Source organism: Sphaerisporangium sp. NPDC004334 (assembly GCF_053602655.1).
Map to the genome: position 1 here is coordinate 44,557 of NZ_JBSGDZ010000040.1, position 20,545 is coordinate 65,101.

Annotated in this window: 18 protein-coding genes and 1 pseudogene; 8 read left to right on the forward strand and 11 right to left on the reverse strand. The window is 71.4% G+C overall.

Going from position 1 to position 20,545, the window contains the following annotated elements:
• Positions 1-46: 46 nt before the first annotated feature.
• Complete coding sequence (locus ACWEN6_RS36605) at positions 47-967, reverse strand: tyrosine-type recombinase/integrase (RefSeq protein ID WP_452576584.1); 921 nt, start codon at positions 965-967, stop codon at positions 47-49.
• A 209-nt stretch (positions 968-1,176) separates the two neighbouring features.
• Positions 1,177-1,500: pseudogene (locus tag ACWEN6_RS36610) on the reverse strand (hypothetical protein); the annotation flags it as partial.
• 26 nt (positions 1,501-1,526) lie between these two features.
• On the opposite strand from ACWEN6_RS36610, the gene ACWEN6_RS36615 reads away from it, so the two are divergent.
• The 5 genes from ACWEN6_RS36615 to ACWEN6_RS36635 all read left to right on the forward strand — a co-directional run bounded on the left by ACWEN6_RS36615 (position 1,527) and on the right by ACWEN6_RS36635 (position 6,146).
• Positions 1,527-1,796, forward strand: coding sequence for a tyrosine-type recombinase/integrase (locus tag ACWEN6_RS36615; RefSeq protein ID WP_452576601.1), 270 nt, complete (start codon positions 1,527-1,529; stop codon positions 1,794-1,796).
• 744 nt (positions 1,797-2,540) lie between these two features.
• A complete protein-coding gene (locus tag ACWEN6_RS36620) occupies positions 2,541-3,785 on the forward strand; it encodes a hypothetical protein (protein ID WP_452576585.1) in 1,245 nt (414 codons plus the stop codon).
• A 287-nt stretch (positions 3,786-4,072) separates the two neighbouring features.
• Positions 4,073-4,912, forward strand: coding sequence for a helix-turn-helix domain-containing protein (locus ACWEN6_RS36625; RefSeq protein WP_452576586.1), 840 nt, complete (start codon positions 4,073-4,075; stop codon positions 4,910-4,912).
• Between the two features lie 65 nt (positions 4,913-4,977).
• Positions 4,978-5,559 (forward strand): dihydrofolate reductase family protein, encoded by a 582-nt coding sequence (locus ACWEN6_RS36630; RefSeq protein ID WP_452576587.1) that lies wholly within the window; start codon positions 4,978-4,980, stop codon positions 5,557-5,559.
• A 344-nt stretch (positions 5,560-5,903) separates the two neighbouring features.
• A complete protein-coding gene (locus tag ACWEN6_RS36635) occupies positions 5,904-6,146 on the forward strand; it encodes a hypothetical protein (RefSeq protein ID WP_452576588.1) in 243 nt (80 codons plus the stop codon).
• Between the two features lie 84 nt (positions 6,147-6,230).
• Here ACWEN6_RS36635 and ACWEN6_RS36640 read toward each other — a convergent pair whose 3' ends face one another.
• The 3 genes from ACWEN6_RS36640 to ACWEN6_RS36650 form a co-directional block, all read right to left on the reverse strand.
• On the reverse strand, positions 6,231-7,376 hold the full coding sequence (locus ACWEN6_RS36640; protein WP_452576589.1) for an RNA polymerase sigma factor: 1,146 nt from the start codon (positions 7,374-7,376) through the stop codon (positions 6,231-6,233).
• Entirely contained in the window at positions 7,373-7,780 is a 408-nt protein-coding gene (locus ACWEN6_RS36645) for a YciI family protein (protein WP_452576590.1), read from the reverse strand. The genes ACWEN6_RS36640 and ACWEN6_RS36645 overlap by 4 nt, the downstream gene beginning before the upstream one ends.
• 104 nt (positions 7,781-7,884) lie before the next feature.
• Positions 7,885-8,577, reverse strand: a complete 693-nt coding sequence (locus tag ACWEN6_RS36650) for a TetR/AcrR family transcriptional regulator (protein WP_452576591.1) — start codon at positions 8,575-8,577, stop codon at positions 7,885-7,887.
• A 53-nt stretch (positions 8,578-8,630) separates the two neighbouring features.
• On the opposite strand from ACWEN6_RS36650, the gene ACWEN6_RS36655 reads away from it, so the two are divergent.
• Positions 8,631-9,818: an FAD-dependent oxidoreductase gene (locus ACWEN6_RS36655; protein WP_452576592.1), complete on the forward strand. Its 1,188-nt coding sequence runs from the start codon at positions 8,631-8,633 to the stop codon at positions 9,816-9,818.
• A gap of 95 nt (positions 9,819-9,913) precedes the next feature.
• On the opposite strand, the gene ACWEN6_RS36660 is transcribed toward ACWEN6_RS36655, so the two are convergent.
• From ACWEN6_RS36660 to ACWEN6_RS36675, 4 genes are all read right to left on the reverse strand, one after another.
• Positions 9,914-10,324: a VOC family protein gene (locus tag ACWEN6_RS36660; protein WP_452576593.1), complete on the reverse strand. Its 411-nt coding sequence runs from the start codon at positions 10,322-10,324 to the stop codon at positions 9,914-9,916.
• Between the two features lie 5 nt (positions 10,325-10,329).
• On the reverse strand, positions 10,330-10,797 hold the full coding sequence (locus ACWEN6_RS36665; protein ID WP_354930053.1) for a helix-turn-helix transcriptional regulator: 468 nt from the start codon (positions 10,795-10,797) through the stop codon (positions 10,330-10,332).
• A 118-nt stretch (positions 10,798-10,915) separates the two neighbouring features.
• Positions 10,916-13,306: an ATP-binding cassette domain-containing protein gene (locus tag ACWEN6_RS36670; protein WP_452576594.1), complete on the reverse strand. Its 2,391-nt coding sequence runs from the start codon at positions 13,304-13,306 to the stop codon at positions 10,916-10,918.
• A 477-nt stretch (positions 13,307-13,783) separates the two neighbouring features.
• Complete coding sequence (locus ACWEN6_RS36675; RefSeq protein ID WP_452576595.1) at positions 13,784-15,445, reverse strand: glucuronyl esterase domain-containing protein; 1,662 nt, start codon at positions 15,443-15,445, stop codon at positions 13,784-13,786.
• Positions 15,446-16,039: 594 nt separating this feature from the next.
• On the opposite strand from ACWEN6_RS36675, the gene ACWEN6_RS36680 reads away from it, so the two are divergent.
• Positions 16,040-17,026 (forward strand): zinc-dependent alcohol dehydrogenase family protein, encoded by a 987-nt coding sequence (locus ACWEN6_RS36680; protein WP_452576596.1) that lies wholly within the window; start codon positions 16,040-16,042, stop codon positions 17,024-17,026.
• On the opposite strand, the gene ACWEN6_RS36685 is transcribed toward ACWEN6_RS36680, so the two are convergent.
• The gene (locus tag ACWEN6_RS36685) at positions 16,941-17,501 is read right to left on the reverse strand and encodes a PadR family transcriptional regulator (protein WP_452576597.1); all 561 of its coding nucleotides are present in this window, start codon (positions 17,499-17,501) and stop codon (positions 16,941-16,943) included. The two genes, ACWEN6_RS36680 and ACWEN6_RS36685, sit on opposite strands and share 86 nt — an antisense overlap.
• A 225-nt stretch (positions 17,502-17,726) precedes the next feature.
• Positions 17,727-19,007, reverse strand: coding sequence for a poly(ethylene terephthalate) hydrolase family protein (locus tag ACWEN6_RS36690; protein WP_452576598.1), 1,281 nt, complete (start codon positions 19,005-19,007; stop codon positions 17,727-17,729).
• A 1,102-nt stretch (positions 19,008-20,109) separates the two neighbouring features.
• Between ACWEN6_RS36690 and ACWEN6_RS36695 the strand changes: the two genes are divergently transcribed.
• On the forward strand, positions 20,110-20,545 hold a 436-nt coding region (locus ACWEN6_RS36695), incomplete at its 3' end, for an alpha/beta hydrolase family esterase (RefSeq protein ID WP_452576599.1).

Genomic DNA, 20,545 nt, shown 5'->3' on the forward strand with positions numbered 1-20,545 from the left:
CGGAAACCTCCGGGGGTAGGGGCCCCGGGGGGGAGCGGAGCGGTGATCAGGTGCCGCCGGCGAGGATGTCGGCCATGCGGTAGGCGGCGTGGGAGTCGAGTTTGCGGCGGCCGCAGTTGTAGCGCTGGGTGGTGACGGGGGAGGCGTGGCCGAGCATCTCCTGGACGTCGGCGATGGGCACGCCGGCGTCCAGGAGTGCGGTGGCGGCGGTGGCGCGGGCGGTGTGCGGGGTGAGCCGGTCGGGGTCGACGCCGGCGGCGGTGGCGGCGCGGCGCAGCGCGGTGGTCATCCGCCCCCGGTCGAAGGGACGGCCGTCGGCGCGGGTGAACAGCGCCTCGCCCGGGCCACGGTCGTGCAACAGGGGGTCGAGCCGGGCGCGGACCCGGGGCAGGACGGGCAACCGGTCGTTCTTGCCGCCCTTGCGGCAGAACAGGATCACGGTGTGCCCGGCGTCGAGGGCGACCGAGCCGACCGTGAGCGCGACCAGCTCGCGGACGCCCACCGCGCACACCGCCAGCAGCGCAACGGCGGCGGCGTCGACCGGGTGCCGGGCGGCGATGGCTTCGGCGCCGTCGACCAGGGCGGTCTGTTCGGTGACGGTGCGGGCCGGGGTGGTGCCGATCGTGGACACCTCCGGCCGGTCGACGACGCCGGCAGGGTTGATGGCCAGGACGCGGCGGCGCACCGCGTAGGCGTACAGGCTGGAGGCGTTGGACAGCCGGCGGGCCACGGTGGATGGCGCGAGCGCGCCGGGGCGGGACAGGCTGGCGTGGGCAGCGCCGATGGTGTCAACGTCGGCGCCGGGCACTTCGCCGCCGTCGCCCTTGGCGCGGCGCGGGCGCAGGCCGGGGATGTCGCCGACGCTGGCCACCATCGGTGCCAGGAGCGCGAGCGCGCCCGGGTCGCCGGCGGCCGTGGGGGAGGGGGTGGCGGGGCGGTGAACGGCGGTCGGGATGATCGCTATCACGCAGCCGGATGCCGGTATGCCGGAGGATCTCGATGATGGCCCGGGCCCAGAAGGCGTTCTCCTCGCTCACGCTGAGGTGGAGCCGCTCGCCGGTCTCCACGTCCATGGCCATGACGTCGGGGAGACCGGGCCGGCGTACTGAAGCCCCGATGGTTGTAAGGGGTGGGACAAGTTCGCCGACCGCGTCCTGATCTTCTTGGAGGCGCGGATCAGCAACCCCCAAGCTGTCGGCGGTGAGGGTCAGGTCCTCGATGCGGTCCGGACGCTGTGGTGACGAACAGCGGCCCCTGCAGGTCGCCGTGCTGCGGAGCGTCGCCGCCGACCCGGTCGGCCAGATAGCGGTCGAGGGCGTCGGCGACGGGCGGGGCGAGCGGCAAGGGCTGGCGTTTGCCGCCTTTGCGGGTGACGGTGAGGGTGCGCCAGCCGCGGTTGTGGCCCAGGTCGGCGATGTCGGCGTTGCAGATCCCCGAGACGCGGACCCCTTCGGTGAGCATGATGGCCAGCAGCGCGGCGGTGCGCAGCCGGACCGGACGAGGGTCGGCGGCGTGGCGGCAAACGCCTGGACCGCTGGGCCATCACCAAACTCATCCGCCGCATCGCCCGCTGCGCCGCCATCCCCTCAGCCGACAAGCTCACCCCGCACTCACTGCGGCACTCCTTCGCCACCCTGTCCCTAGACGCCGGCGCCGCCCTGCGTGACGTGCAAGACGCCATGGGCCACGCCGACCCGCGCACCACCCGCGGCTACGACCGCGCCCGCTACGCCCTCGACCGCCACCCCGCCACCCGCCTGATCTCCTTCGTCGCCATCCCGGACCCAGCAGACTGAAGCCCGCAGCGGCGAGCAACGACGCGGCGGGGATGGCTGCTGCCGCTGGGATCGATCCTGCTCGTGGCGCTGACCCGGAATCGGTCGCGCGGCTCGCTCGGCGAGCCCGGGCCTCCAGGCAGAAGAACCCTTCTCGCCCGCGCCCCAGGCGGGCAGTCATTCTTTCCAGTAACGCATGAGCTGCGCTCAACACATCTACACCGGCAAGCCCGCGCCAGTCGGCGAGCCCGGCACTGCACTGACATCTCGATGACCACCTCCGGTGACAGCGCATGACCAAGGCGCAGGTCAGTTCAGCATTGGTTGCCGAGATGTCAGCAGGGATAGCCCGCCATATGTCATGCCAGGGGATGGGAGAAGACCCAGCCGAGCTTCTCGTCCGGGAGAGGCGGCGGCGACGGCCGCTCGGCGAGTCCGGGCCTGGACGACTGTCCGCCACACTAAACGGACGATGAGGTATTAACGGGATGAACGGACGGATCAGGAGGTGTGATCTCCGATCGTCCACTGACAACTAGTGACTAATGCGCTGACGTCTGGTGACCAAGTCCCAGGTCGCCGAAATGACCAATCACAGTCACGCCGGCTCCCGATCCGAGTCCATGGCCCGTTCGTCGGTGAAGGGGCGGTCGAGTTACTTGCGGGAAGTCTCCTTCTCGTTAGTTGCTCCAGACGTGGAGGGCGCAATGGATCGTTGTTTCTGATTTTCAATTTCTGGAAATTCGAAAATGCTAGGATGCGGAGGTGAAGATCAAGGGGGACGAAGGGCAGGCGGGCGTGGGTGAGGCGGGGACGCTGGAGGACGCCGCGGCGGGGGGCGCCGGGGCGGTGACGGCGTGCAAGCACTGCGGGGCGGCGATCGAACGGCGCTCCGGGCGCGGCCGGCCCAAGGAGTACTGCCCGCTGGGCGACTGCCAGGCGGCGGCCAAGCGCGAGCGGGAGATGCGCCGCGCCACGCCCGGCCTCGAGGGGGCGCTGGCCCGGGCCGAAGACCTGTACGACCGCATGGAGAAGGGGCTCGCGGCGGCCATCGCCCCGCTGGCGCAGGTGCTGGCCGACGAGCTGAGCCCCGCCGGGGTGGAGGCCAAGCTGAGCGCGGTTCAGGCCGAGGCGCATACCCGTGTCGCGATCGCCCGCACCGAGCGGGAACAGGCCTTCGAGCAGGTACGGCTGGCGCGCGAGGCCACCGAGCACGCCCGGCGCGAACGCGAGGAGATGCGCGGACGGGTCCGCGAGGCACAGGCCGAGCGCGACACCGCCCTGTCGGACGCGGAGACCGCCCGCGAGCAGGCCCTGGCCGCCTTGCGCGAGGCGGCCGCCACCGAACGACGCGCCAAGCAGGTCGCCGATGAGGCCGACCGGCGCGCCGCCCGCGCACAGAGCGAGCGCGAGCAGGCGATCGAGCAGATGGGCGAGCGGGTCGAGACCGCGCTGGCCGAGGCGCGCGAGGCGCGCGAGGAGACCGATAGGGCGCGGCAGCTGGCAGAGGAGGCCGGGCGTGACGCCGAACGCGCCACCGCCGAGCGGGACGCGGCGCGCACCGAGGCCGAACTGGCCCGCCGCGCACGCGTGGAGGCCGAGCAGGCCGCCGCCGCGGCGATCGCCCGTGCCCAGGCCGCCGAGGCCGAGCGCGACCGCACGCAGAGCCGGGCCGGCGATGCCGAACAGGCCAGAGCCGAGGCTGTGGGACAGGCCGCCCGCTCGGCCGCCGACGCCGCCCAGGCGGGCGCCCGCGCCGAGGAGGCCGAGCGGCGGGCCGCGGACCGCGTGCGCGCCGCCGAGGAGCGGGCGTCCACCGCCGTGGCGGCGGCGGCCGACGGTGAACGCGCCGCCGTCGCCGAACGCGACCGGCTGGCCGCCCTGCTGGAGATCGAACGGGCCAGGGTCGCCGACCTGCGGGCCCAGGCCGACACCCTGCGGGCCGAGTCGGCCCAACTGCGCGAACGCGCCGTCACCGCCGAACTGGCACTGGAGGCCCGCAGGCAGTAGACGCCACCGGTGACGCCAACAGTGGGCGTCGGCGAGTCCCTGGGTGGCCCCGCCGGAGAAGGGCCCCGTTCCGTTGCGAGTGGGAGCGGGCCTTGTCATCGATCGGGCATCGACGAGCTCTGTTCGCTTCTCAGTGGAAAACGGGTTTTCACCGATCGGCATCGAGGAGCCCTGTTCCGTTCTGAGTGGGAACGGGTTCTTGTCACCGGTCGGTGTGAGAAGGAGCGGCAGGTCGACCGGGCCATCCCGGCGCTCGCTGCCGGCGGGGCGTCGGCGATAGTGGGGGCGTGGAGTACGTGTCCAGAGTGCCGCGTCCGCCGCTGGACGGGCTGATCGACGACCTTTACTACCTGGAGGGTGCGCCGCCGTACGCCCGGCTGACGCTGCCGCCGATGCCGGCGGCGTTGCTCATCGTCAACCTCGGGGCGCCGTTCCGCATCCGCGCCGGCATGGACATCGACACGGCCGAGTACGCTGACGGCTGCGTGGTCACCATGCCCACCCGCGCGTTCGAGTTCGGCTACCCACTCCGGACCCGGTCGGTCGGCGTGCACTTCAAGCCGTGGGGGCTGGCGCCGTTCCTGCCGATGCCCGCGGTCGAGCTGTGTGACCGGCCGGTGACGGTAGAGCAGGTTTGGGGCCGGCCCGCCATTGCCGAGCTGCGAGACCGGCTGGCCACGGCGGACGGACCGCACGAGATGCTGACGCTGCTCGAGGAGGAGCTGATGCGACGGCTGTGCGAGACCGCCGGCCTGGGGCTGGTCCGCCATACGAGCAGCGTCATCGCGGCGACCAGCGGGGCGGTGGCGATCGGCGACCTGGGCGTGGCGGCCGGTGTCAGCAGCACTCATCTGGCGCAGCGGTTCAAGGAGCTCATCGGCGTCACGCCGAAGCGGCTGGCCCGCACCTACCGCTTCACCGCCACCGTGTTCGCGATCGACCCCGCCGGACCGATCGACTGGGGCGACCTCGCCGGTGGCGCAGGCTACTTCGACCAGGCCCATTTCGGCCATGAGTTCCGGGCGTTCACCGGGCTCACGCCGACCCGGTACCTGGAGGTCCGGCGGCGGTTCCTGCGCGAACATCCCGGCCACGCGATGGACGGCTGGCCGCTGCCGGCCGATTGATTTCTTACAAGAGCGACAGCTCACGACACGCTAATTTGGGGCACCCCAAAGCAGAGGAGAGCCCCGTGGGCAAGGTGGTCATGTACAGCTCGGTGTCGGTGGACGGCTTCGTCGCGGACGAGAATGACCAGCCCGGACCGCTGTTCGACTGGTTGTCCAGCGGTGACGTCCCGTTGGACGAGAGCGGCGAGCTGAAGGTGTCGCGGACGTCCTACGACTACACCCGGGCGTACTGGGACCAGATCGCGGTCACGATCGTCGGCCGCCACGTCTTCGACCTGACCGACGGCTGGGGCGGCAAGCCCCCGAGCGGTATCGACCACGTGATCGTCGTGTCGCACCGGCCGATGCCCGAGGGCTGGGACCCCGAGGCGCCGTTTCACTTCGTCGACGGCGTCGAGGCAGCCGTGGCCAAGGCGCAGGAGCTTGCGGGTGACCGCATGGTCGAGGTCGCCGCCGGCGACGTCGGTGGCCAGGTGCTTGCCGCGGGCCTGATCGACGAGGTGCGCATGGACGTCGTACCCGTCGTGTTCGGCTCCGGCAAGCGCTACTTCGGGTCGGTCCACGCGCAGCACCTGCTGGAGGACCCTGACGTGGTGATTCAGGGCAACCGGGTGCTTCACCTGCGCTACCGGGTGCGCCGTTGACCGATCTGAGCGGGTACGCGAAGAAGTCCACTGCGAACGGTGACACAAGATCGGGCCTCCGGCTGCGTTTGTGCATCGCCGTTTCTGGTCGCGCAGCCGACGCCGATCCGCCCCCAGCACCTCACCTGCGGCAAGTTCGACTCAAGATCACTGGTTGCCGGTTGCCGTGAGTTGGTCGAGTACTGGACGATCGAGTGGTCGGGCTCGACGATCGAGTACCACTCACAGAACCGTACGCATTTCGGCTTTCGCATCTGTACAACGGCCGATGCGGACTAGGCCGGGGTGTGGCCGGCCGGGGACGTCGCGCATGCCGAGCCGCGCCGGATGGAGTACACGAGGAGTTGCTGAAGCACCTGCCCGAGGAGCACCTGGAGCCGAGCGTGCTCAGCGGTGACCGGCGGCGCGGTCCGGCCGGGCAGCGAGCGCGTACTGACCTTCTCTGGGACGCCGGCCGTCACCGTCCCGGCGACCCGGACCGCCCCAGCCGGATCAGGCAGGACTTCCACTGCGGCGACCACCTGCACGGCAACGACGCGGGCTACCAGGCCCTGGCCGACTCCATCGACCTGTCGCTGTTCGGCTGAGCCGGCCCGAATCAGTCGGTCCGCGGCGTGACGACCGGTGATGAAGCCTGGGGGCCGTCCCCACGGTGGTCCGGTGGCATCGGGTCAGGCGCGCAGTCGCGCGTTGAGCCGCGCTGCCTGCCGCGTGAGGTGATCGCGTTCGGGAAGGCTGGGCGCCGACCGGGCGGCTTGGGCGTAGAGCCGCGCCGCTGTGACCGGGTCACCGTCGCGCTCGTGCAGGTACGCCGCGGCGGCGGTGTGGCGGGGCAGGGCGGGGTCGAGCCCGGCCAGGGCGGCCAGGCCGGCCCGCGGGCCGTCGGCCTCGCCGACCGCGACGGCCCGGTTGAGGCGGGCCACCGGGCTGTCGGTGAGGCGCACCAGTTCGTCGTACCACTCGACGATCTGCACCCAGTCGGTCTCCTCGGCCGTGCGGGCGTCAGCGTGCAGCGCGGCGATGGCGGCCTGCGCCTGGTACTCGCCCAGGCGGTCGCGGGCCAGGGCGGCCTGCAGCACGTCGACGCCCTCGGCGATCAGGCGGGTGTCCCACCGGCCGCGGTCCTGTTCGGCGAGGGGGACGAGCCTGCCGTCGGGGCCGGTCCGCGCCGGGCGCCGGGCATGGTGCAGCAGCATGAGCGCGAGCAGGCCCGCGACCTCCTCGTGGTGGGTCGTGGCCGCCAGCTGGCGGGTGAGCCGGATGGCCTCGGCGGCGAGGTCCACCTCGCCGGAGTAGCCCTCGTTGAAGACGAGGTAAAGCACGCGCAGCACGGTGGCGACGTCCCCGGCCCGGTGGAACCGGACGCCCGAGACGGTCCGCTTGGCCCTGCTGATCCGCTGAGCCATGGTCGTCTCCGGCACGAGGTAGGCCCGCGCGATCTGACGCGTGGTCAGGCCGCCGACCGCGCGCAGCGTGAGCGCGACGGCCGAGGCCGGCGTCAGGGAGGGGTGCGCGCACAGGAAGTACAGCCGGAGCGTGTCGTCCACCGCCTCGGCCCGGCCGGGCGCGGGCTCGGTGTCGACGCGTACCTCGCGGTGCCGCCGGGAGGTGTCGGCGCGGGCGGCGTCGAGGAACTTGCGCCAGGCCACGGTGACCAGCCAGCCCTTGAGGTCTCGCGGCGGGTCGTCCCGCCACACGCGCAGGGCCTCGACCATGGCGTCCTGCACGGCGTCCTCGGCCGCCGCGAAGTCGGCTCCGCGGCGGACGAGGACGCCGATCACCGCGGGCACCAGCTCCCGCAGTAGAGGCTCGTTCACTCGGACACCGTTGGCGTCTCGCCGTAGAAGGGGCGCAGTTCGAGCCACTCGTGGATCGGCCTGCCGCCCGCGCCCGGAGCCGCGGACAGTTCGCCGGCCAGCTCCACCGCGCGCTCGTGGGTCTCGACGTCGATCACCATCCAGCCGGCGATCAGGTCCTTGGTCTCGGCGAACGGGCCGTCGGTGACCGGCGGCCGCCCTTCGCCGTCGTAGCGGACCCAGGTGCCCTCCGGGGAGAGCGCTTGGGCGTCGACGAACTCGCCGGTGCCCTCCAGCCGCGCGGCGAAGTCACGCATGTACTGCATGTGGGCCGAAATCTCCTCCGGCGTCCACTGCTCCATCGGCACGTCGTTGACCGCCGCCGGCCCGCCGCGGTAGTGCTTGAGCAGCAGGTACTTGGCCATCGTTGTTCTCCTTGGTGTGGTGTCGGCCCATTGTGGCCGTGTTCACGCCGGGGACGGAGCCGCGCGCCGGTTCTCGACATCCCTTCGCGAAGAGATTTCGGGCGTCATGCGGAGGGCCGGGAGAGTTTGGCGGCCACGGCGTCCAGGACCCAGTCCAGTCCGGTGGCGAAGGAGGTCTCGGCGTCCGCGTGCGTGCCGTCGTGCACGGCCTTGGCCAGCACGGGGAAGCGGCCCGTGGCCAGCATCCTGCTCACATGCGGGCCGTAGGCCCGCTGCCAGTCGCGCTTGGACAGGCCCGTGGCGCGCTCGGCCCGCAGGTCGGCGATCTCGCGCCTGATCGCGCCGGTGACGTAGGCGCTGACGGTCTCCGCGGCGCGCATGACGGTGTCGAGGTCGGCGAATCCGTCGAGGGCGGCCAGCGTGGCCTCGGTCACGGCGAGAGCGTTCGGCCCCAGGGCCGGACGGCCGCCGAGCAGGTCGGCGAACCATTGGTGGCGGAGGGTGGCCTGCCTGGTCCGGTGGGCATGGGTGCGCAGCGCCTCCCGCCAGTCGCGGGGTGCCTCCTCGGGGAGGATCTCGGCGTGGACCTCGTCCACCATGAGGTCGAACAGCTCCTGTTTGGTGGAGATGTATCCGTACAGCCGCATCGGGCCGGCGTCCAGCCGGGCGGCCACCTTGCGCAGCGACACCGCCTCCAGCCCGCCCTCGTCGGCCAGCGCGATGGCGGCGGCGACGATGCGCCCGCGGTCGAGCGGCGCGGGGCGTGACGGCGGCTCCGGCCGATCCCACACAGTCATGGCTACATCGTACTGTTGCGATACATCGTCTTACCCAAATACAGTGTATCGACATGAGACATCGTATCGCCGTGATCGGAGCCGGCCCCGCCGGCCTCACCTTCGCCCGTGTCCTGCACCGCCACGATCACCCCGTCACCGTCCTGGAACGCGATCCGGCGCCCGACGCCCGTCCCCCGGGCGGCACGCTGGACCTGCACGCGAGGATGGGCCAGCTCGCACTGGACAAGGCGGGGCTGTTGACGCGGTTCCAGGCGCTGTCGCGTCCCGAGGGGCAGGCCATGCGCATCCTGGACACCGACGGGACCGTCCTGCGCGACTGGCGGCCCCGTCCAGGCGACCGGGCCAATCCCGAGATCGACCGCGGGCAACTGCGTGACCTGCTGCTCGACTCCCTGGACGTGCAGTGGGGGAGGGGCGTGACGCGGGTGGTGCCGGGGGGCCGGGACGGCGTGCTGGTCCATTTCGCCGACGGGCGGCAGGAGAGGTTCGACCTCGTGGTCGGCGCGGACGGCGCCTGGTCCCGGGTCCGCCCGGCGGTCTCGCCCGCGACGCCGCACTACACCGGCGTCACCCTGGTCGAGACCTCCCTGGACGACGTCGACACCCGCCACCCCGACCTCGCCCGCCTGATCGGCGACGGTTCGGTGGCCGTGTACGGCGTGAACCGCGGCCTGGTCGCCCAGCGCAACAGCGGCGGCCACGTCAAGGTGTACGCCCAGTTCCGTGCGCCGCTGGACTGGCACGCCAACCCGGACCGGCATCTGGGCCTGAACCGGCGCACGGACCTGGACCGGGGCAGGGACGCGGACCTGGACGCGGGCCTGGACCCGGCCGACGCCGAGGCCATGCGATCAGGCCTGCTGGCTCTGTTCGAGGGCTGGGCCGCTCCCGTCCTGGACCTCCTGCGCCGCGGCACCGCCTTCGTCCACCGCCCGCTGCACGTCCTGCCCGTTGACCACACCTGGGCCCACGTCCCGGGGGTGACGCTGCTGGGCGACGCCGCCCACCTGATGCCCCCGCTGGGAGTGGGCGCCAACCTCGCGATGCTGGAAGGCGCCGAACTCGCCGAGTCCCTCGCCGCCGCCCCGGGTGATCCGGACGAGGCCGTCCGCGCCTTCGAGGAGCAGATGTGGGCGCGGGCCGGCAGGTTCGCGAAGATGACGGCGGCAGGTCTCGAACGCCTCGTGAGCCCGGACCCCGCCCAGGCCATCGCCCTGTTCGACGAAGTCCAGTCGTGACCGTCAGCGGCGGCGTCGGCACGGTGGCCGCCATGATGGCCGAGCCCGCCGACGGCCGCGCCGGTCGGCGGCCCGCGCGGGCGGCCGACGGCGGATCAGCGCAGCTCCTGGATGCGGACCAGGTTGCCCGCGGGGTCGCGGAAGGCGCAGTCGCGGATGCCGTAGGGCTGCTCGGTCGGCTCCTGGACGACCTCGGCGCCGCTGGCCTGCACCCGGTCGAAGGTGTCGTCGAGGTCGGGGGTGGCCAGCAGGATGCCGGCGTAGGTGCCCTTGGCCATCATCTCGGTGATGGTGCGGCGCTCGTCGTCGGTGACGCCGGGGTCGGCGCCCGGCGGCATCAGGACGATGGAGGTGCCGGGCCGGCCGGCGGGACCGACCGTGATCCAGCGCAGCCCCTTGAAGCCCACGTCGTTGCGGACCTCGAAGCCGAGGGTGTCGCGATAGAAGGCAAGGGCGGCCTCGGGGTCGTCGTGCGGCAGAAAGCTCGAATGAATGGTGAGGTCCATGCAGTTCAGGCTAGCTGCGGCTCGCCGACCGGCGCTTCTCGGATCCTGATCGGCCGGGTCACCTGTTTGGCCACGCAGGAGGGCATCCCCGCCGTCGCGCTCGCCGCCTGGCGCCGGTAGGTGCTGGGCGGCACCCCGACCAGTTCGGTGAAGCGGGTGCTGAAAGTGCCGAGGGAGGAGCAGCCGACCTCGAAGCAGACCTCGGTGACGCTGAGATCACCGCGGCGCAGCAGCGCCATCGCCCGTTCGATGCGCCGCGTCATCAGGTAGGAGTACGGCGACTCGCCGTAGGCGAGCCGGAACTGGCGGCTGAGGTGCCCGGCCGACATGTTCACGCCGCGGGCGAGCGCCTCGACGTCCAGCGGCCGGGCGTACTCCCGGTCGATGCGGTCGCGGACGCGGCGCAGCAGCGCGAGGTCGCGCCGGCGCTGCCTGAGCAGGAGTTCCTCGGGAGCCGAACTGTTGTGGTGCACGTCCTCATCCTCCCGAGCCGACCACCGGCTCGTCCACTCCAGGCTGCGCCGGTCGACCGAAGAACGCCGGAAACACATCGGGCGGACCTCTTCTTTCGCGGTGCCGTTGACGTTCCGGTCAGGTGCCGACGTAGGCCGCCAGGTGCTCGCCGGTGAGGGTGGACCCGGCGGCGACCAGGTCGGCGGGCGTGCCCTCGAAGACGACGCGGCCGCCGTCGTGGCCGGCGCCGGGGCCGAGGTCGATGATCCAGTCGGCGTGCGCCATGACCGCCTGATGGTGCTCGATGACGATGACCGACCTGCCGGAGTCGACGATGCGGTCGAGCAGGGCGAGCAGGTGTTCGACGTCGGCGAGGTGGAGGCCGGTGGTCGGCTCGTCCAGGACGTAGACCCCGCCCTTGTCGCCCATGTGGGTGGCCAGCTTGAGCCGCTGCCGCTCGCCGCCGGACAGCGTGGTGAGCGGCTGGCCGAGGCTGAGGTAGCCGAGCCCGACGTCGGCCAGCCGCCTGAGGATGGCGTGCGCGGCCGGCGTGCGCGCCTCGCCGGCGCCGAAAAACTGCTCGGCCTCGGTCACCGGCATCGCCAGCACCTCGCTGATGTCGCGACCGCCGAACCTGTATTCCAGCACCTCGGCCTGGAACCGCTTGCCCTCGCACTCCTCGCAGGTGGTGGCGACGCCGGCCATCATCGCCAGGTCGGTGTAGACCACCCCGGCGCCGTTGCACGTGGGGCAGGCGCCCTCGGAGTTGGCGCTGAACAGCGCGGGCTTCACGCCGTTGGCCTTGGCGAAGGCCTTGCGGATCGGATCGAGCAGCCCGGTGTAGGTGGCCGGGTTGCTCCGCCGCGAGCCTCTGATCGCCGCCTGGTCGACCGACACCACCCCGTCCCGGCCGGACACCGAGCCGTGGATCAGCGAACTCTTGCCCGAGCCCGCCACTCCGGTGACGACGGCCAGCACGCCGAGCGGGATGTCGACGTCGACGTCGCGCAGGTTGTGGGTGGCCGCGCCGCGCACTTGCAGCACCCCCGACGGCGTGCGCACCGACGGCTTGAGGCGGGCGCGGTCGTCCAGGTGCCGCCCGGTGAGCGTGCCGCTGCCCCGCAGCCCCTCGACGGTGCCTTCGAACACCACCTGGCCGCCCTCGGCGCCGGCGCGCGGGCCGAGGTCGACGACATGGTCGGCGATCGCGATCGCCTCGGGCTTGTGCTCCACGACCAGCACGGTGTTGCCCTTGTCGCGCAGCCGCAGCAGCAGGTCGTTCATCCGCCGGATGTCGTGGGGGTGCAGCCCGATCGTCGGCTCGTCGAAGACGTAGGTGACGTCGGTGAGCGAGGAGCCGAGATGGCGGATCATCTTGGTGCGCTGCGCCTCGCCGCCCGACAGCGTGCCCGACGGGCGGTCGAGGCTGAGGTAGCCCAGCCCGATCTCGACGAAGGAGTCGAGGCTGTGCCGCAGCGCCTCGAGCAGCGGCGCGACGGAGGGTTCGTCCAGGCCCTTCACCCACTCGGCCAGGTCGCTGATCTGCATCGCGCAGGCGTCGGCGATGTTGATCCCGTCGATCTTGGACGAGCGGGCCTCCGCGCTGAGCCGGGTGCCCTCGCACTCGGGACAGGTGGTGAAGGTGACCGCCCGCTCCACGAAGGCGCGGATGTGCGGCTGCAGGGAGTCGACGTCCTTGGACAGCATCGACTTCTGGATCTTGGGGATCAGGCCCTCGTAGGTGAGGTTGATGCCGTCGACCTTGATCTTGGTCGGCTCCTTGTGGAGCAGGTCGGCGAGCTCCTTCTTCGTGAACTTCCTGATCGGCTTGTCCGGGTCGAAGAAGCCGCATCCGCCGAAGATCCGCCCGTACCAGCCGTCCATGCTGTAACCGGGGATCGTGAGCGCGCCCTCGTTCAGCGACTTGGTGTCGTCGTAGAGCTGGGTCAGGTCGATGTCGTTGACCGAGCCCCGGCCCTCACAGCGCGGGCACATGCCGCCGAGACGGGTGAAGGTCCGCTTCACGGCCTTGGTGTCGGCGCCGCGCTCGACCGTGATCGCACCGCTGCCCCGGACGGAGGGGACATTGAAGGAGAAGGCGTTGGGCGAGCTGATGTGCGGCTTGCCGAGCCGGCTGAACAGGATGCGCAGCATCGCGTTGGCGTCGGTGGCGGTGCCGACCGTGCTGCGGGGGTCGGCGCCCATCCGCTCCTGGTCGACGATGATCGCGGTGGTCAGCCCGTCCAGGACGTCGACCTCCGGCCGGGCCAGCGTGGGCATGAACCCCTGCACGAAGGCGCTGTAGGTCTCGTTGATCATCCGCTGCGACTCCGCGGCGATCGTGCTGAACACCAGCGAGCTCTTGCCCGAGCCGGAGACCCCGGTGAACACCGTCAGCCGGCGCTTGGGGATCTCGATGCTGACGTCCTTGAGGTTGTTCTCGCGTGCGCCGTGCACGCGGATCATATCGTGGCTGTCGGCGACGTGCGGCGCAGGCGAGTGCGTGTCCGGCCCGGTGGCCATGCTCATCGTTTCTCCATCTTGTCGGGCGGGCCGCCTGCGCGGTCCCCGCCGGGCGTCGCCCGGCGCGGTCCGACCGGCTTCGAGCGGTACCTGTAGGTCGTGCGTGGCCGGCGCGGGGTCGCGGCGACGCCCCTCTGTCTACCTGATCCGAGGAGTGGGCGGTGATGTGCTCGTCCGACGACGTCGCGGACCGCGAAGCCGGGAGTGTCGCGCTATGAGGTCCGGGTGGTGCCGGGACGCCGCGGCAGCACCCGGACCAACGGTGAGTTCCATGGCCCTGAGGCTAGCTCCGGCCCGCTGACCGGCGCTTCTCGATTCCTGACCGGTGCTGACCGGTCGGGGTGGCCGCCCTGGCCGCACTTCTGGGGTGATCTTCGCAGGCCCCGCGGACCGTCGCCCCGGCGGAGACGACGAGGGCGGCACCCTCGTTGTGCCGAGGATGCCGCCGTCGTTCGGCGCGTGTGCCGTGGTGTCCTCAGTGGGTCACGAGGCGCTGCAGCTCAGTGCGGGTGTGGCCGCGCTGCCGCCGGCGGTGAATCCGAAGGTGGTCGCGGCGTTGCCGTTGAGCTTGCCGTTCCACGATTCGTTGCCGACGGTGACGTTGGCCCCCGAGCCGGACCGGACGCCGCTCCACAACTGGGTGATGGTCTGCGATCCGGGCCAGGTCCAGGTGACCGTCCAGCCATTGATCGCGCTGGTGCCCGCGGTGACGGTGACGGTCGACTGGAAGCCGCCGGACCAGGAGTTCACCGTCTGGATCGTGGCCGCGCATCCACCGGGCGCCGGAGTCGGGGTGGGGGTCGGGGTGACGGTCGGCGTCGGAGTCGGGGTGACGGTCGGGGTCGGAGTCGGCGTGGGGGTCACGGTCGGCGTGGGGGTCGGGGTGGGGGTGGCGCCGTCGTCGGTGAGGGTGGGAGTGGTCCAGTCGCGCCATTCGGCGAGATTGCCCTGGGCCTTGGAGGAGATGCGGATGGCGCCGGCGGCGTTGCCGGTTCTGGTGAGGAACTTCTGGATGTTCTGGGTGAGCGGGGTGCGCCATTCAGGGCGGTTGGCGCAATGGGTGCCGTCCTGGATGTCGGACCAGTAAGTGATGTTGGCGCCGGCGCCGAGGGCTTTGTAGACCTCGGCGCCGCCGAGCGCGGCGACGCCGGCGGACTTGGGGCCGAGGTTGGCGATGTGGGGGTTGTCCATGATGAACAGGCCGCGGGGGGCGATCATGGCGACCATCTCATGGGTGTCGACGGGCAGGCGGGTGGGGCTGCCGGTGAAGGTGCTGAAGGCGTCGCCGAGCCAAGGTTGCTCGCCGTAGGCGCTGGACAGGCTCTGGGCGCCTTCGCCGGGGATGCCGCGGATGATGGGGACGCCGGCGCTGCCCGACTCGATGGGCATGGTCAACGCGATGCGCTGGTCGAGCACGCCGACGACGAAGGCGCCTTTGCCGAAGCGGGAGCAGCCGGTGACGCCGACGGCGTCGGCTTTGAGGATGGTGCCGCCGGATCGTTCGATGACGTCGATGATGCGGCTGACGCCCCAGCCCCAGGCGGCGAGCAGGCCGGTGGAGCTGTTGGAGCCGTAGATGGTGTAGAACGCGCCTTGTTTGTTGTTGCGGGGAGTGCCTTCCTTGCCGACGGCGTAGGGGTCGTAGGTGATGACGGCGGCGCCGGCGGAGCGGATGGCGGCGGTGTCGGCGCCGAAGCCGCCAAGGACGACCACGGCGGGGAAGGGACCGGTGCCGGAGGGCAGTTGGACGCCCGCGGAGAAGCTGGAGGTCCGGCCGTTGTGCGAGACGTTGACGGTGATGTTGGTGCTGGAGACGGTGCCGGTGACGGTGGAGGGTCTGCCGGGCTTCTCGCCGTAGACGAACTTCTCGGCGAGTTTCTTGATCTCCTCGCGGCGGCAGCGCCAGTCGGCCTTGCCGGTGATGCGGGTGCCGTCGAGCTTCTTGAACGGGTCGGGGAGCCGAGGATTGGTCGGCAACGACCCCGCGTCCGGCAGGGCGGGCACCGGGCAGTCGGCGCCCTCGTCCTCGACACCGGCCGCCGCCCAAGGGACGGCCGTGGCGCGCGCGGGTGCGGCCTGGGCGTCTACCACCGTGAACGCCGCCCACATGGCCGCGAGCGTCACCGCCGCGAGCGTGACGACCACGGAGCGGATCCTAGAGCGGCCCGAGTTGATGACCACGAGGCCTCTCCTTCCGGTTAGGTGAGGGAAACGACGACCGCCGATCGATGATCTGCGGCACGGGGCTGTGCACCGTGCGCGTGTCCAGCTGCTGATCAGTCTGAAAATCTCGATGAAACGTGTCAATAATGCCTAGAAATATTTCAGACGCGAGGGTTCCGATGGCCCTCTGAGCAGGTGTGGCCTGCGGAAGCCCGATGAAAGTTGCGGAAACCGCGAAACACGGATGCCCGTTCTCCGGTGACCCTTGCCTCGCAGACCACCGGGGCTCGGCCCACGACGCCGGCCCCTGCGGGCGGTCCGGCTCAGGGCGGCGCCGGCGGCGATCCCCGTGCGGATGGGGAGCGTGCGGATGGGGGACGCGGGCGGCTCTTCGGCGGGACGAGGGGGCCGTCGTGCCTGGTGGGAGGCCGGAGGTCGGCGGAGGCCGGCGGAATAACACAGGGATATTTGTCCGATTTCTCAGGATGTGCTCTGCGAGCGACACGACGGCGGGGCCGTCCCGCACGGAGCGTGCCGATCAGCGAGTTGTACCGATACGAGTGGAAGGCGATTGCCATGCGCGCTGTGGTGCTGGAAGAGTTCGGCGGCCCGCTGACCCTGACGGAGGTCGCGACCCCCGACCCCGGACCCGGCCAGGTCCTGGTGCGCGTCGAGGCCAGCGGCGTCAACCCGCTGGACACCAAGATCCGCGCCGGCCGGGCCGCCCACGCCCGCACCCGGCCGCCCGCCGTTCTCGGCATGGATCTGGCCGGGGTGGTCGAGCGGGTCGGCCCGGAGGTCACCATTTTCGCCCCCGGCCAGGAGGTCTTCGGGCTCACCGGCGGGGTCGGCGACCTGCAGGGCTCGCTCGCCGAGTACGCGGCCGTCGACGCGCGGCTGCTGGCCCGCAAGCCCGCGGCCCTGAGCATGCGTCAGGCGGCGGCGCTGCCGCTGGCGACCGTCACCGCCTGGGAGGGCCTGGTGGACAGGGCGGGCGTCCGCGCCGGCCACAAGGTGCTGGTGCACGGCGGGGCCGGCGGCGTCGGGCACGTGGCCGTCCAACTGGCCCGTGCCCGCGGCGCCGAGGTGTTCGCCACCGGGTCGGCCGGGAGCCTCGCGGCGATCGGCCGCCTCGGCGCCGTCCCGATCGACTACGAGGCCACCGCCGTGGAGGACTACGTCGCCGAGCACACCGGCGGCGAGGGCTTCGACGTCGTCTTCGACACCGTGGGCGGGCAGGTGCTGGACGCGTCCTTCGCCGCGGTCCGCACCTACACCGGCCACGTGGTCAGCGCCCTGGGCTGGGGGTCGCACAGCCTCGCGCCGCTGTCGTTCCGCGGCGCCACCTACTCCGGCGTCTTCACCCTGCTACCGATGCTGACCGGCCGAGGGCGCGGCCACCACGGGGACATCCTGCGCGAGGCGGCCGCCCTGGCCGACGCCGGAGCCCTCACCCCGCTGGTCGACCCCCGCCGATTCACTCTCGGCACCGTCGCCGAGGCGCACAAGCTGGTGGAGGCCGGCGAGGCCACCGGCAAGATCGTCGTTGACCTCGCCGGCTGAACCGGCCAGCGCAGGTCGGCGTCCAGGTGGAACAGGGCGTGGTCGGCCAGCAGGGCGTCCACGAGGGCGCCGCCGCGTTTGACCTCCGACAGGCCGCGCATGTGCCGCATGTGCGTGGCACGCTGGTGTCCAGGAAGCCTTCCGCGTCCTGGCCCAGCATGAGCGCCGGCACGACCTTCGTGAACAGCACCGTCTGCAGGAACGGCTCGGCCGCCACGGGCTCGGCCAGCCACGCCGCCACCTCCTGCTTGCCGGCCGGGGTGATGGCGTAGCGCTTGCGGTCGGGGCCGTCGCCGGGTTCGCTCTGGCCGGCGGTGACCTTGCCGTCCCTGGCCAGGCGGCCGAGCGTCGAGTAGACCTGCCCGGACGGGAGCGGCTTGCCTCTACCGAAGTAGGCGTCGTAGTCGCGCTTCAGGTCATAGCCATAGCTGGGCTCGCGGTCCAGCAGGCCCAGCAGGGCCAGGGGGACTGTCATGGCGGATCAAATACACCGGAGGTATATACCCGATGTGTAGAGCCGTGCATGAGGCTACGGAAAGATCGGTGCCGGTGCCCGGCCGATGGGCGGGCGCCGGCACCGATCACGTCAGGCCGGAGGCGGGGCCGCCCGGCCGAGGTGCCGGGCGACGAACCGGACCGCGCGGCATCCGACCGGCCGAGGAGACCCGTGGTGGACTACAACCTGCCGAAAGGGTGATCACTAGCGGCTGGTGCAGGTGAGGGAGGGGGTCGACGGCGTGCCGCCGCCGAGGAAGCCGAAGGTGGTCGAGCCGGACGCCGGGACCGATCCGTTGTAGGAGGCGTTGGTCACCGTCACCGCGGAGCCGCTGGTGGCCAGCGTGCCGTTCCACACCTGGCTGACCGTCTGTCCGCTGCCCAGCGTCCATCTGACGGTCCACCCGCTGATCGCCGAGCCGCCCGCGGTCACCGTGACCTCGCCCTGGTAGCCGCCCGGCCAGGAGTTGGTGGTGCGGTAGCTCGCGGTGCATCCGCCCGCGGAGGGGGAGGGCGAGGGGGTGGGAGTCGGCGACGGCGAGGGGGAAGGCGTGGGTGTGGGTGACGGGGTGGCGGACGGGGACGGCGAGGGCGAGGGCGAGGGCGACGGCGAGGGGCCGCCCGGCGGCACGTACGGGCACTTGTTGCGGTACATCGAGATGTTGCTGGAGTCCATCAACGGGCACAGGAACTGGGTGTAGCGGGTGTCGTTGTCGACGAAGATCTTCAGCCACGGGATCAGCGTCCGCATCTCGGTCGTGTTCGCCCTGGTGGCGAACAGGTGGTCCACGCCGGTTATCTCCACCCAGGCGCTCGGAGTCGAGGCCGGCAGAGTGGTGTACAGCCCGTTGAGGTAGGACTGCGTGACCGTCGTGTCCCTCTGCCCGGAGATGAACATCATCGGCACCCGGTCATTGGCCAGACTCAGGTTCCCCGTGGGGGAGCCGGGCGCGAGCCCGACCGCGGCCTTCAGTGAGGGCCGCTGAACCGCCGCGAGGAGGACACCGGCGCCGCCGGCGGAGTGGCCGACCACCGACAACCGGCTGGAGTCGACCCGGTCGCGCACCGGACTGCGCTGAGTGAGATAGTCCAGCGCGGCGAGCAGCTGGGCGGCCCGGGCGTCGGCGCCGTCGGTGCGGCTGTTGGTCTCGATTCCGATGACGACGAAGCCGAAGGACGCGAGCCAGGGGCCCATCCAGGCTTCTTCGTTGGCGAACAGGGCGGAGTAGCCGGGCACGATCGCGACCCCGCCGAAGATCCCCTGGCTGGTGTCGGTCGGATAGTAGATCACCCCGCTGCCGAAGCCGTTGCCCGACGGCACGCTGACCTGCGCGGTGGCGAAGCTGCCCCTGCTGGCGGCCACACTGGCCAAGGTCGGGTCGGGACCCCGCTGATAGGGATTGTCGGCGGCCGATGCCGGCCGGGTCACGACGGTCACCGTGAGCAGCCCGAGGATGACGACCGCCGCGGCCATCGCCCGCCTCACCAGCCCGCCCTGTGAGCCGGGCCCTGAACGTGATCTCGTGGCGGCATCGGGCGCCGGAGTCTCGCTGGAACGTCGTCGCACTGTGGTGTTCCTTCTCCTCGAGTGAGCCCCTCATAGGGAGCAGCACGTGACCGCCGTCCGCGGAGTGGTCTCAGGTGCGGCGGTTCCCACCGCACCGGTCGCCTCTCCGTCCCGGCATCGGAACGCACACCACCACGCGGGCGTCGCGATCAGCGGCTCCCGCACCACCACCGGCAGGAAACCTCTTGGGGACTCAGTGTGGAAACACCACCGAAACGTGTCAATATCCACAGGAAAGTTTCAGGAACCCATCCGGACGCGGATGCGTCCTCCATGCCGTGCCCCTCGGTCCCTGGTCACCTGGATCCTGCGAGGCTCCGTAGTCGTGCGGTGCGCCGGCGCGGGACGCCGGCCATGAAGGTGACTGAAAGTTTCAGCACAATCGAGGAGCCGGTCCGGTGCGGGAACGCCGATAGCGCCAGATGGGCCACGCCGGACCCTTCGACGCTTCGGCCTCCTGCGCCTGGGCGCCGCTTGACGGTACGTCCCTGTCTCGGATTTGCTCCACCCCACACCACCACCTCCGACCACCCGCCGGAGAAGGAGACGCGACTCGGCCAATGATGTGAACGCTAACAATGCAACTCCGTCAAGACACGCCTGGTGATCGAGGGTGTCGCGAGCCACGGACCGACACGGATCGACACGGATCGACGCCGACCGACACCGACCGACACCGACCGACACCGCCTCGGCCTCAACGCCTCGTCCACCGGTGCGATCCACGAGGTGGGCGCGGGCGGTTTCGCCTGGACGTGCCGAACCGCGCCACCACCAGCGGCGTCCGGCTCCAGATCTGCGACGCCCCGCCGACCGGCGCTGGACCCGCGTCTTACCCGCCAACCCCTCGGTCCGCCGGGCCAGGGCCGGCCCTTGAGCGGTCCGCGACCGCGTGCTCCGCGCCGAGCCGTCGATCGAGGGCTGCCCGTCGCCGGCGCCTGTCCCGAGCACCCGGGCGTGAGCAGGGGTTTCGCAGGCCGACGCCGTTCCGGCTCCTGTTTCGATGACGAAAGGACATGCCGTGAAACGAAGGCTCACCGCCATCCTCGCGGCCGCCGCCCTGCCTTTGGTGGTCGCGAGCGTGCTTCTGGGGATCCGGCCCGCCGCGGCCGCCTCCCTCACCCAGGTCACCGGATTCGGGACCAACCCCACCAACCTCAACATGTACATGTACGTGCCCAACAATGTCGCCGCACGGCCGGCGCTGCTGGTGCTGGTGCACTACTGCGGCGGCTCGGCGAGTGCGATCTTCAACGGCAACGGGCACGACTTCGTCACCGCCGCCGACCGCTACGGCTACATCATCGTCCTGCCCGAGGCCACCCGTAGCGAGAAGTGCTTCGACGTCTCCACCGCCGCCGGGCTCAAGCGCAACGGCGGCAGCGACTCCACCGGCATCATGTCGATGGTCGCCTACGCCCGCCAGCGCTACAACATCGACCCCGGCCGCATCGCGG